The 15,353-nt window shown below is 63.7% G+C and carries 11 protein-coding genes; 10 read left to right on the top strand and 1 reads right to left on the bottom strand.

All coding sequences use genetic code 11. The features are described 5' to 3' along the window. Positions 1 to 8 precede the first annotated feature (8 nt). The 3 genes from ACWF4Z_RS13295 to ACWF4Z_RS13285 all read left to right on the top strand — a co-directional run bounded on the left by ACWF4Z_RS13295 (position 9) and on the right by ACWF4Z_RS13285 (position 4,412). Positions 9 to 1,724, top strand: a complete 1,716-nt coding sequence (locus tag ACWF4Z_RS13295; RefSeq protein WP_452243258.1) for a type IV secretory system conjugative DNA transfer family protein — start codon at positions 9 to 11, stop codon at positions 1,722 to 1,724. A 688-nt stretch (positions 1,725 to 2,412) separates the two neighbouring features. After that, positions 2,413 to 3,219: a hypothetical protein gene (locus ACWF4Z_RS13290; protein ID WP_452243257.1), complete on the top strand. Its 807-nt coding sequence runs from the start codon at positions 2,413 to 2,415 to the stop codon at positions 3,217 to 3,219. Between the two features lie 326 nt (positions 3,220 to 3,545). After that, positions 3,546 to 4,412, top strand: coding sequence for a S41 family peptidase (locus ACWF4Z_RS13285; protein ID WP_452243256.1), 867 nt, complete (start codon positions 3,546 to 3,548; stop codon positions 4,410 to 4,412). A 150-nt stretch (positions 4,413 to 4,562) separates the two neighbouring features. Here ACWF4Z_RS13285 and mobF read toward each other — a convergent pair whose 3' ends face one another. Continuing rightward, positions 4,563 to 8,219, bottom strand: coding sequence for a MobF family relaxase (mobF, locus tag ACWF4Z_RS13280; RefSeq protein WP_452243255.1), 3,657 nt, complete (start codon positions 8,217 to 8,219; stop codon positions 4,563 to 4,565). 470 nt (positions 8,220 to 8,689) lie between these two features. Here mobF and ACWF4Z_RS13275 point away from each other — a divergent pair, with 470 nt between their 5' ends. The 7 genes from ACWF4Z_RS13275 to ACWF4Z_RS13245 all read left to right on the top strand — a co-directional run bounded on the left by ACWF4Z_RS13275 (position 8,690) and on the right by ACWF4Z_RS13245 (position 15,116). Further along, entirely contained in the window at positions 8,690 to 9,655 is a 966-nt protein-coding gene (locus ACWF4Z_RS13275; protein WP_452243254.1) for a nucleotidyltransferase domain-containing protein, read from the top strand. Further along, positions 9,652 to 10,251, top strand: coding sequence for a ubiquitin-conjugating enzyme E2 variant (locus tag ACWF4Z_RS13270; RefSeq protein ID WP_452243253.1), 600 nt, complete (start codon positions 9,652 to 9,654; stop codon positions 10,249 to 10,251). Before ACWF4Z_RS13275 ends, ACWF4Z_RS13270 begins: the two co-directional genes overlap by 4 nt. Continuing rightward, the gene (locus ACWF4Z_RS13265; RefSeq protein ID WP_452243252.1) at positions 10,251 to 11,543 is read left to right on the top strand and encodes a ThiF family adenylyltransferase; all 1,293 of its coding nucleotides are present in this window, start codon (positions 10,251 to 10,253) and stop codon (positions 11,541 to 11,543) included. Before ACWF4Z_RS13270 ends, ACWF4Z_RS13265 begins: the two co-directional genes overlap by 1 nt. Further along, positions 11,528 to 12,043 (top strand): Mov34/MPN/PAD-1 family protein, encoded by a 516-nt coding sequence (locus ACWF4Z_RS13260; RefSeq protein ID WP_452243251.1) that lies wholly within the window; start codon positions 11,528 to 11,530, stop codon positions 12,041 to 12,043. The genes ACWF4Z_RS13265 and ACWF4Z_RS13260 overlap by 16 nt, the downstream gene beginning before the upstream one ends. Continuing rightward, complete coding sequence (locus ACWF4Z_RS13255) at positions 12,040 to 12,834, top strand: DUF6602 domain-containing protein (protein ID WP_452243250.1); 795 nt, start codon at positions 12,040 to 12,042, stop codon at positions 12,832 to 12,834. The genes ACWF4Z_RS13260 and ACWF4Z_RS13255 overlap by 4 nt, the downstream gene beginning before the upstream one ends. Positions 12,835 to 13,054: 220 nt before the next feature. Next, positions 13,055 to 13,708 carry a hypothetical protein gene (locus ACWF4Z_RS13250; protein ID WP_452243249.1) on the top strand — a complete coding sequence of 218 codons (654 nt, stop codon included), beginning with the start codon at positions 13,055 to 13,057 and terminating at the stop codon, positions 13,706 to 13,708. A gap of 1,060 nt (positions 13,709 to 14,768) precedes the next feature. Beyond that, the gene (locus ACWF4Z_RS13245) at positions 14,769 to 15,116 is read left to right on the top strand and encodes a hypothetical protein (protein WP_452243248.1); all 348 of its coding nucleotides are present in this window, start codon (positions 14,769 to 14,771) and stop codon (positions 15,114 to 15,116) included. Positions 15,117 to 15,353 lie beyond the last annotated feature (237 nt).

Raw genomic sequence — 15,353 nt, 5'->3', positions numbered from 1 at the left:
CTCGAGACATGTCAGACCTACTCATCATCGGTGCCGCTGTCTTGTTCTCGGCTGCCGGCGTCTTGTACGCCGCTGGCGGGGTCGCCAGCGTGCTGACCACCGGCCACTGGGTCCGCTCACCCTGGATCGATGCCCTGAACGTCGCACTCCATCCCGCCGATCCCGCCGACGCCTTTCAAGCGTCCTTCGGTGCGGCGACTTACTGGGTCGTGCTCGGTGTTCTCGCTTGCTTGCCCTTCATCGCCACGTTCTGCTTCCTGCGACTCTGGCGCCGACGGCGGGCGACAACGTCCAGCCGTACCCGAGCTCTTGCAAGCCGACCTGGTCTCGCGACTGCTGCGGACGTTGACGCTGCGGTCGGACGTCGGCAAGTAGTACGGCGCGGACGTTCAGCCCGGCCTCAGGCAGGCACACCATCACCTGCCGAAGTCGGAAACCTTCTGGGTCACTCGCGCGGTCGCGAATGCTGGGCATCCGTCGAAGACTCGATCATCGCCGTCGGCCCACCAAGGTCCGGTAAAGGCCTTCACCAGATCATCAACACGATCATCGACGCACCCGGAGCGGTCGTCACCACGTCAACCCGACCCGACAACCTGGCGGCCACCCTCGAGCTCCGACGAGCAATAGGTCCCGTCGCCATCTTCGATCCGCAGGGCCTCGGCAACGTCGAAGGCATCCGCTGGTCCCCCGTTCGGGGCTGCGAGAACCCAACAACTGCGATCGTTCGCGCCAGCGGCCTCGCCGCCGGCGCCGGCTTCGCTAAGGGCGGCGTCAGTGATGGTGCCTTCTGGCACGGTCAAACCGAGATGGCCATCCGCGGCCTCCTCCACGCCGCCGCCCTCGATGACACCGGCATCGAACAGCTCTACCGCTGGAGCCTCGAGCCCGTCTCCGCCATCGAAGCCGTCAACATCCTCAACCGCTCCGACGACGCCGCCGAAGGGTGGGGCGACACGCTCGACGGCATCGTCCGCATGGACGGACGCACCCGGGACGCCATCTGGGCCGGTGTCCGCTCTGCTTTGTCAGCGCTCGCGGATCCCGCCGTACGACGTTCGTTCGACCCGCCACCCGGCGAGGGGCTCGAGCCCGCTGAGTTCATCCGCGAGCGCGGCACGATCTACCTACTGGGTACCGGATCCGGCGCCAGCGCGAGCTCGTCCTTCATCGCGGCCCTCCTCGAAGACATCACCGAGTCAGCCCGCCAACTCGCCGCGCACAACCCCGGCGGACGACTCGAACCACCACTCGCCCTCGTCCTCGACGAGATCGCCAACCTGTGCGCCCTACCTTCACTGCCGTCCCTCATGGCAGACGGCGGCGGTACCGGCATCTCCACCCTCGTCGTCATCCAGTCCCTCGCCCAAGCCCGCGAACGTTGGAGCGAACAAGCCGCAGCTGCCATGTGGGATGCCGCCACCCTCCGTCTCATCCTCGGCGGCTCAGCCCAACCCCGAGACCTCCAAGACCTAGCGGCCGTCTGCGGCGAACGCGACGAAGAACTCCGCAACTGGAGCCGCGGCCCAGACGGCGCCCGCACCATCTCCACGAGCACCCGCCGAATCCCGATCCTCCCGCCGGACGTCATCCGAACTCTCCCCTTCGGCACCGGCGTACTCCTCGCCCGAACCGCCCCACCCATCTTGCTGAACATGACCCCATGGACCGCCCGCCCCGACGCAGCCCAAATCCGCCACAGCATCGAGTCGGCCACCATATGAACGACGACTTGGCCAAAGCTCTAACCTTCACCGCCACCACAGACCCTTACGTCATCTGCTGGCGAGACCTAGACCCCACCAGCACCGCCGAAGAATTAGAACGCCTGTCCACCTGGGTCACCTGGGCGGCCGCCCGCTACAACCTCGACCACAAGGCCATCCCACCCTGCTGGCCCCACCACGGCGCCATCGTCGAAGAGCTCTCAGCCCTCCGAACCTTCTGGGAAGCCTGCTACCAAGAAGACGCCGCCCCCTCCGACCCCCTCGCCTTCCACCGAGACCTAACCCTCGCCATCCGCCGCCTCCGAGACTGGGCCTCCCTCTTGGGCTGCAGCCGAACCAGTCATCGAGCCGAGGCAGAAAGTTCAACTCTGGCGCCGTGACTGTCTCTGGCGGTCACGGCAAGCGCACCCAAGGTCTGGAACATTGTTGGCGAGGACGGAGCGTTAGCCACACCACGCTCAGGGCCGATAACCGGGGGCAGAGCAGTGGTGCTTCCGCACCCGCACTGCTCAGCGTGCGGACGGGAGGGAGAAATCTGGGCCGCCGGGAACGTTGCGCTCCTCGCCGGGTAGCTGTCGTCGCATTGGCTCGGTACAAGAGAACTGTTTGGACCTGATCGAACCGTGCGTGTGCCAGGTCGCGTAATGGTCAGAGACAGCATCTGTTGATCAGGAGGTTGCTAGGTATGCGAAGCCGATTCGGCGCGGCGGCACTGGGGGCAGCGATGGGCGCCCTCCTGACCTTTGGATGCCTCTCCTACTCCGATGCGCTCCCAGGACAAGCCGTGGCCGCGGTTGCCCCAGCGGTTGGACCTGGATCATTCCAGCCACTCAATCCCGCGCGAGTCTTCAGCACCTTGTCATCGCCAGCCTTGAAACTCGGCCCGGGCAAGGAGATTACTGTCACGATGCCGGCGACGGTGCCCGCCGACGCGACGGCCGTGTCACTGGGGATAACGGCCGCCCTCGGGACGGCCAGTACCGGACATCTCACTCTTTATCCGACTGGCACATCGAGGCCCGGAACCAGTGACGTCGAATATGCCGCCGGGAGGATTGCCAACAGTCCTGCCACCGTCAAGCTCGGCGCAAATCGTAAAGTAACGATATTCAACTCCGCCGGCATGGTCGATGTCATTGTCGACCTCCATGGCTACTACCTGCCTCCTACGTCCGGACCGGCTGGCTACGTCGGTCGGGCGTTCGTCTCTGCTGGGGGATCGGTGGACAGGTTTCGAACCTCGAACGGCATCAAGCCGGAAGCGAGTCGACCTAGCACAGGGAGCTATTTCGTTACATTCAAGGGGGTACCTGGTGCGCTCGACGACATTGATATCGAGTTTGATGTCATTGCTTTTTTTGTATCCTGCTCGCGCATCAAGCAACCTTCAGAAAGCGGCTCGGTGAAGATTCTCGTCTCCTGCCAGGGGCAGACGGCGGCAGGCGAAACTCAGGGAAGGAATGTGGATTTCACCGTCCGTATCGCAGCTTAGTCTCGGTGCGCTCTTGCTCGCAAAGGATGTGGTCTCGATGTCGGTGGTGCGGAGTGGGTCGTCAGTCAGCACGGTCCGACCGCACATCCACGTCTCGGTCGGTCTCAAGGCTCATTGCGCGACCGCGCGCACCAGCCATCTGCTCGGCGCTCAGATCCAGTTCTTGACCGAGATGCAGCTGGTCGAGATGAGGAGCCACCGTCCGGGACTGCCGCGGTCTGCTGTGGACGGTCTCGGTCCCGCCACCGAGCCTGCCGAGCCGTCGGCTTGCTGTGGGCATATCGGTCGAGGCCGTTGGCGCGAACTGTCTGTTCTAGTGTTCGATCATGGCTGACGCCGTGGTGATGCGTGACCTTGTCGAGCGGCTCACGGGCTGGCTGCGCCGGTTGATGCCACCTGGCGCCCGCCGTGACGCCCTCATCGCTGTGCTGACCGAACGGTTCGGGGCCGTGGATAGACCGGTTACTGCCCCGGACTGTGTGGCGATGGAGCGGTGTGCGTGGACGGTCTCGCGGCATCTCGCGCTCACCTTCCAGCCCGACGGCACCGCCCGGCCCGACACCGTCCCGCCGGGCTGGCCGGATCCCGACCCGGATGTGGTCCAGGCTCGGGCCGCGAGCGTTTCGCAGGTGCGGCGGCTGGTGGGCGGCACGTGTCTTATCAGCGTCGATGACCTCGACGACGTCAGTCTCGCCCAGCCGTATCTTGACGGCGCGTTCGCCCTCGCGCAGGGCTCGGCCCGGATCCTGCTCGACCTGCGCGCCAATGGCGGCGGCGACCCAGCAACAGTCGCGCACATCGCTGGCCGGTTGCTCGGCGATACGCCGACACAGCTGTCCGAGGTCGTCTACCCGGACCGCCAGCGTCAGTGGTGGACGCCCGCCCTGCCGTCCGGCATGAGTCTGCGGCAGCCTGTCGCCGTTCTGGTCGGGCCTGGCACGTTCTCGTCCGGCGAAGCGCTCGCCTATCACCTGCAGGCTCGCGGCCGGGTCACCGTCGTGGGCGAAACCACGCCCGGCGCCGCCGATCACATCACGCCGATCCGGCTGGCGCCGACGGTGCTGGCGTACCTGCCCGAGGCGTACGTCGTCGACAGCATCAGCGGCACCAACTGGGAAGGAACCGGCGTCGTGCCCGACGTCGTGAGCCCTCCCGACACGGTGATCGAGACCGCGGTGGCAGCGCTGCACTAACGTCCGATGGCGAGCTGTGTCAGATGACCAGCGGCCGCCCTTCCGTCCTCGTGGGATTTTCGACAGGTTGAGCGGGTGGATGCGACCTCAGTTTGCCGCGGACGCGTAGCCGCGCCCGTGGCTGCGTAGCGACCAGAAGACTGCGTCAGATCAGTAGGTCGATCCTGTGGCTTCGTCCGGCAGGATGGAGACGGCAGCGGTCCCACTCATGGCCGGGCCGTCAGACAGGTGATGCGGGAGCGTTTGGTGTTCGGCCATTGTCTCGGCCGGTACAGGCGCTCGGACGGTGTCAAGGGTGTCTTGTAGAACGCTGATGAGTCGTGCTCGGTGGTGGAGCTGGGCGGCGGCGGCGTGAGGCGGTGGAGCGCCGAGAACATCCGCGCTGCGGATGTCGTAGCGGTCTCTGTAGGCGGCGATCTCGCGTACGAGGGGTTTGAGGTCTTGGCTCGATCCATGAGGGGACGCGTTCGCAAAGGCGTCATACCAGGCGGTTGGCTCCGAGATGGTGCGGTCCGCGAGCCAATCTGCTCGACGGGCGATTTGGGATTCGAGTTCGCGTAGTGGGCCGAGCAGCCTGGGGTTGTTGACGTGCGTGGCCGGGGTGACCAGGCCCGCGATTGTTGGTGGTTGGTGTCCGGTGCGGCGGAGCGATCGAGAGACGAGGCGTTCGATTCTTGAATGGAGGACCGCGCTGAGGTCGTTGGCGTCCGCTAGGGGAGATTGGGTGACGGCTCGGCGGAGGAGGTCGGGGAGGTTGAGGTTAGCGTTCTCGGCGCGGCGGAGTTCGGCGATGAGGGCGCCGTAGGCGGGAGAGGCTTCTAGGGCGGCTTGGTTGGTGGGGTCTAGGCCGCAGGTGTCGAAGGCTTGGCGGTAGCGGGTGCGGGCGTCTAGTTGGCATAGGTGTTCGTGGAGGGGGACTAGGCGGTCTAGGCGGGTGGCGTTGTCTAGTTGTTGGCGTAGGACTTCGTGGGCGGATTGTTCGACGCCGGGGTCTGCGAGGATCGCTTCGAGGATGTCTTGCATGGTTTGTTCGGGGTGGGGTTCATGGAGGTCGGTGGTGGTTTGGTGAGTGGCTACGTAGGCGTTGTTGGTGTGTCGGCCGCGGGTTAGGCCCACGTAGAGGAGGGCTCGCGTGAGGTGATCCGTGACTATGAGGTGGGCTGTGTCGACGGTGGTGCCTTGCGCTCGGTGGGCTGTGGTGGCGTAGGCGAGTTCTACGGATTCTTGGACGTAGGTGCTGGGAAGGGTGACGGTTTCGTCGGCGTGGTTTTGGACCGTGAGGGAGCCGTCGGGCCATCGGTGGATGACGGTCCACTGGTCGCCGTTCTGGACGAAGGAGTTACGCCCGTACCGGAGGCGGCGGTTGTTGAGGCGGGTGACGATGTGGTCGCCTAGGCCGACGTGGGTGCCGTTGTGGAGTTCGATGCCGTCGGGTTCGACTTCGCCGGTGGCGATGCGGTCGAGGCGCGCGCGGGTGTTGAGCCGGGCGACGGTCGTGTTGTCGGCGGCGAGGAGGAGGCTGGTCTTGCCGGCTCGGGTGTCGGCGAGCCAGGCCTTGTAGGCGGCGACTTCCATGTCGTCGGAAGCGCCGGCGGAGAGGCGATGGTGCTCCTCGTACGCGTCAATAGCGGTGAGGTCGCCGCGGCGGAGGGCGAGGCCGGCATCGCGCTCCCACGGGTGGGTGAAGCGCCAGACGTCGGTGAGTTCGGCGGCTTGGGTGTCATGGGCGATGAGGCGGAAGGCGCCGCCGGTATCGGAGGCGGAGAGTTGGGCGTCATCGCCCACGAGGAGGAGTTTGGCGCCGGCAGCTTTGGTTGCACGCGCAAGGGTCGCGAGTTCCATAGTGCTCGCCATCGAGGCTTCGTCGACGATGACGAGTTGGTCCTTGCGGAAGATCCAACTGTCGTCTTCGGCGTGGAGAGCGGCGAGCTGTTCAGTCAGGCGTAGGTGGCGCCGCTTGCGGCGTGCGTGGTGGGCAAGCCCCGCAGCGTACGACGTTTGCTGGATGAGCTGTCGGCGTTGTTCGGCGCCCAGGCCGGCGGATTCGTAGATCCATTTGGCAATGTTTTCGGTGTGTACTCCGATGGCGTCAGACAGGACGGTCGACGCGGCTGACGAGGGCGCGAGAGCGATGACCGAGCCTTCGCCGTGGGTTGCCTGCCAGCGGGCGGTGAGGGTCGAGAGCAGCCTGGTTTTGCCGGTACCGGCGGGGCCGATCAGTGCCTCGAGCCTCTGTCCGCTTGCGCAGATTCGCTGGAGTGCCTGGGCTTTGTCGACGCTGAGTCCGTCGGTCCGGATTGCCGGGATAGTTGGACCTTCGGAGTTGCGGGCTAGGTCGAGTAGGAGCGACTCGGCGCCGAGGATCACCGGAGATGTGAAGATCTCGCCGTTGTGGATCGTGAAGATGCTCTCGCCGCTGGCGCGCGTAACCGGGACGGAGACCAGATCGGGAACCGTGAGTCTGATCGAGTGCCGTTCGGCGACCTCGACGATGGACTGGAGTACGGCGAAGCGGTCTTGCGAGGAGGTCATTCGGAGGAGTCGGGTCTGGCGTGCGGCCTCGGCCAGGAGGTTCCAGCGGGTCCAGGTCGCCCGCTTTGTCTGCAGGGTCAGGATGGTTGCGGCGCCGTACGCCCCGAGCGTTTCAGGGCTGAGATCTCCAGCTGCGAGTGGGCGATCGGCGGGCCACTCGAGGGAGCGTTGAATGGCCGCAACAGCGTCGCTGCCGATGGTCCGATGGGCGCGCTTACGCCAATCGGCCATGAGGGCGGCGAGTGGTCGTGCCAGATGCTTGGCCGGCCGATTGTGAAGCGTCGCTTGCTGGCGTAGGACGTACATCTCTCGCCTGCTGGGTTCCTGTTCTCGCCCTTCAAGTAGGGCCGCAAGGTTCGCCTCGATCTGTTCTGTCCGAGCGGAGAACTCTTCGATCAGTCGATCCGGTATGGCGCCGATCTCGAATGCTGGGTTGCGTTGCGGCCCTCGTTCGCGGAGTTCCCAGGTCACGCCGAGCCGCTGACTCAGGGCATCGGCGAGGAAGACGTTGTGGATCTCCGACATCGCGACCGCAGACCGGTACAGAACTCGGCCGTCGAGCGAGCGCCAGGCTCCATCGGTCCCCTGGACACGGTTAGCCACGACGACATGGGTGTGAAGCTGAGGATCCCCGCGGCGGGTGTCCCAATGATCGAAGGCCGCGGCGATCAGGCCACGTGTGTCGAGCTGCGCTATCCCTCCGCTGCCTGTCCGAGTGAACGTCGCATCCTCCTCAATGAGCGCGAGTACGGCGTGAACCGCCTCGTGATGCGCAGCGACAATCTGCTCCTGCACGCCAACATCTGTCGTCGCCCACAGCGCCGAAACCGACTTCGCGGGTGAGAACGTGAGGTCGAAGCCGGCGACTGCCTGCCTGGTCTTCTGGCGCATCTCAGCACGCCGAATCTCCTCGATCGCGGCATGCCGATCCGCGTCGCTGAGGTGGTCATCAAGCCGACGGATCTGCTCCTGAATCCGTTCGGATGGCGCCTTGAAAACGGGATACGGGCGGCCGAGTGCCGCACCGGTCAACGGGTCCTCCGCACGTCCGAAGACCGCAGCCATCTGTGCCTCGGTGACGCCGGTTCCGGACGTGAGCAGACCGTCGCCCAAGCCGCGCAAGCCCCTGCCGAACCATCGGCCCGGCGGGTATCCCGACGCTGTGTAGTACGCCGTCAAGGGAGTCGCCATCCGTCGATCGACATCGCCCGACGCGATGTGTTTCAACAGGTACTTGTAGCCGTCCCCGGCCGTTAGCCGATGAATGCTCAGCACGAGCGCCCGCACCCCGGAACACGTTCAATTCCAAGCCGTCGATGCCACATGACAGCTCAACGGCTGACGCAGCCGCGACCGATTTCGGCACTCGACGCCCAACCCGCTCCTCAAGTGCAAGAAGTGTGACGGTATCGCGGGTCTCACTGGGTGCGATTCGGCGCCGTCTTCCAGCCGGTGGAGCAGCGCGTGATGGTTGAGAGCTCAATTATAGGCGTATTTCGCCGCAGGACCACCTCACGAGATCCCAAGCGCTGATCTTCGGCTTTGTGGTAGCCCGTAACGCAGTGGCTCTCTGTAGCGATACAGGTTCTGCCGGGGTGAGTTCGTGACCTGCTGTCACCGATGCATGTGCCTGACAGGTTGGTGAAGTTGCTTGAGCGGGGCGGGATGCTGTTGCGTTCCGGTGGTTCTGTCGGCGGTCATCTTTAGATTGGGTTGTGGGAGACGCAAAGACAAGGAGAGCCGCAGTGGACGTGAACGACGCCTTTGGCATTTTTCAGGACGTTGTGAACGTCCCTCAGACATCGCTCAGAACGGCGAGGCAGCGTCGCGATGTCTTCAAGAGCGGCCTGGGTGGCGAGGCTGATGTCGACGAGATCCTTCCAAGCGGATCATTGGCTCGAGGTACGCACAAGGATCCCATCAACGATGTCGACGTGGTCGTGATCTATGACGAAACCGATCACCCCGACTGGGGAGAGCCTGGTGACTCCGCACAAGACGCCCTGTCGTACACGGGGAGCATGATCAACGAGGTGCTCGGCGCAACAAACGGCACCCATGCACGCGAGGTGCGGCTTGCCTCGCCGCGCAATCATGCGGTCAAGTGCTTCCTCGACGACCCTGACGACGACGGTGGCTTCACGGTCGACGCGATGCCTGCTTTGCGTCGTGCTGGTGTGCTCCTCGTCCCGGAGGCCAAGAACCGGATTTGGGTTGGGACGAATCCCGAATACCTGATCGCCGAGATCGCCGCCCGCCATGCCGAGTGGAACAAGTTCGCGGGTACTGTTCGCATGCTAAAGCGGTGGGCATCTGATCAGGACAGCAAGATCAAGTCGCTGGTGATGGAGGTTCTAGCGCTCAGCTACCTCCCGACCGACACGAATCGCCCTGCCGCCTTGAACGAGTTCTTCCACAAGGCGTGGGATCACGTGAACAACGGCTTTAACATCGAGGATCCGGCCGGCCTGTGTGGAGTCATACAGAAAGATCTCGATCTCACCGCCTTCGGCGAGCGCTTGGCGGCGGCTCGCGACGTATCGAGCAACGCAGTCCGAGCGCAGCTCCGGAACGGTACTGCACTCGCCATCGGCTACTGGCGCGAGTTGTTTGGAGACGACTTCCCGGAGCCACCGTTGAACGGGGGCAAGGCGGTGATCGTGCCGCCCGTCTTGCCCCCGCACAAGGTCAAGGACACGCCGCAAGGATGACGCTCAACGGTACGGACGCGGTCGCCAGCATTCTCTGGATGGATGACGAACCGAAGCGGCTCGAACGAGATCGCCGAGAGGTCGAGGAGTTCGCGCCCGATCTAGGGTTCGTCGAACCACGGTCGCAGGGGTTTCTGCACGGTGGATGGCGCGGACGTCTGCCGCTGTGGCCCTTCGAGCGTCCCGAACCCGAGGGTCTAGGCAGTCTGTTGGCGACCGGGCTCGAGGTCGAGGTGGTCTTTTCGGCGGCGCATCCGATGGTGCCCCCAGCGATCTACCCAGTGATGCCTGAGCCAGCGATCGAGGAGCGAACGCAGGCGATGTGGCACGTGGCCCCCGACGGATCCCTGTGCCTGCTGCAGAGTCAAGGCCAATGGCAACCGGAGGCCAGCATTACCGAATTGCTCTTGAAGGCCGCTGGGTGGCATGTCGAGTACGCGCTGATGAAGGCCGAGGTCATCGACAAGATGACCGTGTGCGGCATCGTCGGTGACGATTGCCTTGACGGCCTCGTCGCCTCAGCCACACGACAATCCGACAACATGACCGGTGACGAGGCCGAAGATACCACCAGCCAGAGTGGGAACACCGCCTGATGTCGGTTCCGCCTGTACTCCTTCCGCATGACGCCCTTGAGAAGTTCAAGGCGTCGATTGACGGTGCCGGCGTAATTGGACTCCGTCACGTCACCGCCGGCGATTTCTACGTGCTCAACCTCATTGAAACCAGCCGAGGACTGCGCCTCCCGGTCGATGTAGGAGACCGTTATAAACGTCTGACGTGGGGCAACGTCGATGTACCCGGGCAGTGGCGGCGCGTGGTCGGCATTCCGCTCCACGAATGGCACTGGCACGCGCTGCGCCGGCCTGGCACTGCTATCAACTATTCGTGGTTCCGGAATCTCCTTGCAGGGATCCTAGATCCGGGGAAGAACGCAGGAATCCTTGTTACTCATCAGCCAGATGTGCTCGATGTGTTCAAGCAGCATGGCGCGGGCGAGTTCGCAGCTTGGCTGATTGAGCGTGAAGGCGTCCGCCCTATCGCCATAGCAATCGAGCCAGACGTACTCGGCCTCGACCAGATGGCCGACTCATGGCCGTTGGCGCGCTTGCAGCGTAACTCGATCATGATTGTCGGTTGCGGGAGTATTGGCGGAGCTGCAGCCCAGGCGCTTGCCGCCTATGGCATAGGTCGAATCGAGCTTGTCGATCCTGATCGCTATCTGTGGCACAACGTCGTGCGGCACGTCTTGCCTCCAGAGCATGTCGGATGGCGCAAAGTCGAGGCGCTCAGCACATATCTTTCAGAACGATGGCCGCTCACCAGATTCACTCCGCATGCCGTGGACGTCGTCGATGACGCTCATTATGTTCGCCCCGTACTTAGGAATGTCGACCTTGTACTCTGCGCCGCCGACGGCATCGCGCCACGCCGAGTCGTCAGCCACCTCGCACGAAGGGCGAACGTTCCGGCCGTCCTCGCATGCGTCCTCGATGACGGCTCCATCGGCGAGATCATCAGGCTCAGACCTGCACCGCGCATAGGGTGCCTCCTTTGCCTTCGGCACCATCTCGCGGAACAGGGAGCGATGGACGCTGAAGCCGGCCAAGAACTCGACTACGGCACCGGACGCGTGCACCGGCCGATGACTGCTGTGCCCACGGACCTCCACCAGGTCGGCAATCTCGCCGCCAAGTTCGCTTTGGCCACCGTCCTCGAGACCCAGCACGGCGACACCACGCAGCGACTGCCCGCAGAGCACGCCATCGTCGGCCTTCGCCCCAGAGGCGATCTCACACCGCCATTTGATCTCCACCGCGTTGGAGAAACTCGCTGGGCAGATCTGCCGCCGCCGCGCCCGAACTGTCCAACATGCGGCTCAGCATGACCGGTGGTCTGGACGACTCTCCAACGCCCTCCCCTGAGTCGAACGGTCCGCCAGACGTATCCATCACCGGAGCCGCTCTCGACGCGATCGCCCGCGAAGCACAGCAGTCTCGCGACGGGCTGGAAACCGGCGGGATACTTCTCGGACATGACTTCGGCCATCGCATTGAAATTCGGCACGCAGGCGATGCAGGCCCTGACGCGCTACGCGGACCCCACACCTTCGACCGCGACCTCGCGCACGCCACGGCGCTAGCCACAACAGCATGGACCCACGACCGCAGCCAATGGCTCGGCGAATGGCACACGCATCCGAACCAAGAACCCGTCCCGAGCCTCCGCGACCTGATCTCCTACCTCCACCATCTCGACGACCCAGATCTCGACTTCACCCAGTTCATCTCGATCATCGTCACCGAGATCGAAGGAGCCATGCACGCCGTTACGTGGCTCATCGACTCGACTTATGCCACACCTATCTCGCTCCGGAGACAGCCGTGACCGACAAACAAAACGAGCGCCCTGCATTCGACCTCCACCGGGCCTTCATTAATAAGCAAGTAGCTCTCAAAGCCTCATTTCTCGCCATCCGCGACGTGACAAGCCATGGCCCTACCCAAGGGGATGTGTCCGAAGGCGACTGGACTGGTCTCATCCGTGATTTCCTTCCCACCCGATACGAAGTCGGTCCTATATTCGCAGTTGACCACCACGGCGGCATGAGTGATCAAATCGACGTCGCGGTCTATGACAAGCATTACTCGCCACAATGGTTCGGTGGAGCCAACAATGTGCGCTTCGTGCCCGTTGAAAGCGTCTACGCTGTCTTCGAAATTAAACCCGAACTCAACGCCGCCTACGTGCAGGCCGCGATCCAGAAGGTCACCACCGTTCGCAACCTAGACCGAACCTCGGCGCCTGTCGTCCACAAAGGCGGTAAATACGAGCCAGCACAGATTACCCTCAGTCCCATCATCGGCGGCATACTTGCGACGCGAAACGGTTGGCACGATGCCCTCGCCAACCTCGACAGATATCAACCCGCTCCTGACGACCCGGGGTTCCTCAACATCGGCATCGCCCTAGATGACTTCTGCTTCGACTACACCCCCACACTCACCGGAGCCATGGTCACAACCCAACGCACAACCAGCGACAACGGACAGCAGCTCATCCACTTCGCCATCCGACTCTTCCGGCAGCTCCAAGCCATCGGCACAGTTCCAGCCGTAGACATGGAGAAATACGAGCAGAAGATCCAGCAGACCGGAGCAGCAGACTCCGGGACGTGAAGGCATCACGGAAGGCCGATCGCTGAGTTGAACATGGCGGAAACCACCAGAGCGTTGGCCGAGCACAACGCTATTTGCCGAGAACGACGCTTACGCGATGGAGTCGCGCTTCCAATTGCTCGATGGGAGAATTTACCTGCGACCAGCAACGCCCCAGGGTTGAATCGATCGGTCAGCGGGAATCATGCGCACCGGGGTATCAGGAGACGAGGGGGCACGGGTGTTCAAGCGACGTACCGCATCCCGGCAGGCGGCCACCGTCGTGCCAGCGGCAGTTCAAGCGGCCACCGCCGGGGCGGCCAACGATCGATTGGTTGCTCAGATCAAAGAGCTCGGCGACCAGATCGACTCCTATACGAGTTCGGCGGACAAGTACTTCGGCCTGGTCGGCACGCTAGGGATCGCAACAGTCGCTGTGGTGGCTCGCCCTGACGGACGCTCCGATGTGCTGAACTCGATTGTCCTGGCCGCGCCACTGATCCTGCTGGTGATCCTTCACTACGTCGCGCAGATACTGACGGAACGCGGTGCCCGGGTAGGCGTCAAGCGAGCGATCGAGGATCACCTGAGTAGGCTGGATCCGAGATCCGAGGTCCGGATCGAGACCCGCCTGCGAAACGTCGTCGGTCAGAAGCGGTTGAGTGTCATCGTGTCTATGATTTTGTTCGGCTTCGTGGCCGCAGGTGCGACAGTCGGTGGCTTCGAGGCGGCACACGAGTTCGATCACGACCGGTTCGGCAGGATCTCGTGGAGTCTGCTGGCGGGGGTGGTGTTGATGCTCCTGGCACTGGCGATGTCCACGGCGGAGATGCTGGTGGCCGACTCGAACGGCTACCGCGAGGCTTCCGGCTGGCTCCGCCGATGCGCGTTCTGATCGTTTCGAGTCTCTGTCCCCACGAATTGACGGGGTTGCTGCCGAGGTAAAACGCCGACGGTACAACGGCGGGCAAGTGCATGTGCGACATCCTGGTGTCTGATGCTGCGATCGCCGAGCGATCTCCTGTTCATCGCTGCAGCCGGAACACCGTCACACATGGCGACGGCAATGTCCGACTTTGGCCCCGCGGCATCGATGAGATTCGATTTGGTTCCGCGATCGTCACCGGCGACGAGAGAGGTGGCGGATCCTAGTCCCCGGGGAACACCGACAACCTTTCGAGGATCCCATCCTCGTGAAAGCTGGTGCATTGTTGCGCACCGCAGCTACTGCCGGGACGGTCGATGCAGGGTCGATAGTCCGCGGACCGCCCCACCGCGCCCGCTCGATCGCAGCTGCCCGATCCTTTGCTGCGATCGGTTCGCCATCGGGTCAGTGACTCGACCTGACCCGGCCGGAGTTCCTCGGCGTCACTGAGGCTGACGCCAATAGTGGTCACATAGCCAAGGTCGTACCGACGGAGGATGCGCATCACGACAGGATGAAATCCTCTGCCGCCGTCGGGACTGACAACGCATGCCGATCCTCCCCATGTCTGACTGAAGAATTCGATCGCTCGCCGCGCGTGCGCTCGCCAGCCGCTCTGGCAAGCTCGTGCCCACAGTCACAGCTTCATAGAATGCGGGCGAGTGACGATCACGGGTAGGCAGCGACGTGCAGGTCAGAGCGACATTTCGGCGCCTCCATTTCGATTCACCCGCACCTGCAACAGGTCTACACATTCTTCGAAGGGGCATCGGGGATTCGGCGTCTGGTAGCCGCGCGAGCTGCGTCGGGAGTGTGGATTCGGTGGGGCCTTCTTTCCTGGAGCGCTGCGTGGGCGCTCGGTCGCTCCGATCCTCGCCTGTTACGCGAGCTTCTCGTTGGGTGGAAAAGTTGTTGGCGGCATCCGTTGAGTGGCTGTGGTTCAGGTGGGTCGGTGCCCTCGGCAAATATTCGTGGGCGGCGGTTGCTCCTGGGCCTTTGGATCCAGGACAGCGACGGAAGGAACAGCCGCGTGAACGAGAACCTGCCGGGTGACGGCGAGACGAGGCGTCGGATTGTTGAGCTGGTCGCTCGCGCCGAAGCGATTGTTGAGGCGATGGAGCAGGCGACAGAAGACGGGCGGTGGGCGATGACCGCCTTTAGCCGGTATCGGTTGTGTCAACTGCTCGATGTGATGCCGTACGAGCCTTACGACGGTGGCTCGACCGACGATCCCGTCGTACTGCTCGAGCAGGCTGCGGAGCTGGTCGGCGGGCTCGATGTGCCGATCGAGGATCTGACTTGGCGGCTCGCCCTGGGGGACGCTCTTCGGACTGCTATCGCGGATATCCGGATGGTTCGAGATGCGCGCCACGTATGAGGATCTGTTGCGACTCGCTCGCCGCCTCGCCGTGAATGTCCATCGCGGAAGGTATTCAGACCTCGCCGAGCTTCTCGCTGGATGGGGATCGGTGCTCGCAGCCGCACGGATCCATCTGCGGTGGCTGCGTGTGGAGCTGAGGGCTGGGGACGGTCTCAAATGCGCAGACGACCCGCGCGATAGCTCGTTGGTGAGGTTGGCTCAGGCAATTGGCGCGGGAGCAGACCTGCTAGCGAT

It is taken from the genome of Kribbella sp. NPDC055071 (assembly GCF_053608045.1).
Note: the sequence above shows the minus strand (reverse complement) of the source record. Positions and strands in the feature narration are given on the sequence as shown.

Bases quoted from the DNA above. Each gene is read 5' to 3' on its own strand.
- ACWF4Z_RS13290 (WP_452243257.1), top strand. From the start codon at position 2,413: ATGCGAAGCCGATTCGGCGCGGCGGCACTGGGGGCAGCGATGGGCGCC.
- ACWF4Z_RS13265 (WP_452243252.1), top strand. From the start codon at position 10,251: ATGTCGGTTCCGCCTGTACTCCTTCCGCATGACGCCCTTGAGAAGTTC.
- ACWF4Z_RS13260 (WP_452243251.1), top strand. From the start codon at position 11,528: ATGCGGCTCAGCATGACCGGTGGTCTGGACGACTCTCCAACGCCCTCC.
- ACWF4Z_RS13295 (WP_452243258.1), top strand. From the start codon at position 9: ATGTCAGACCTACTCATCATCGGTGCCGCTGTCTTGTTCTCGGCTGCC.
- ACWF4Z_RS13285 (WP_452243256.1), top strand. From the start codon at position 3,546: ATGGCTGACGCCGTGGTGATGCGTGACCTTGTCGAGCGGCTCACGGGC.
- ACWF4Z_RS13270 (WP_452243253.1), top strand. From the start codon at position 9,652: ATGACGCTCAACGGTACGGACGCGGTCGCCAGCATTCTCTGGATGGAT.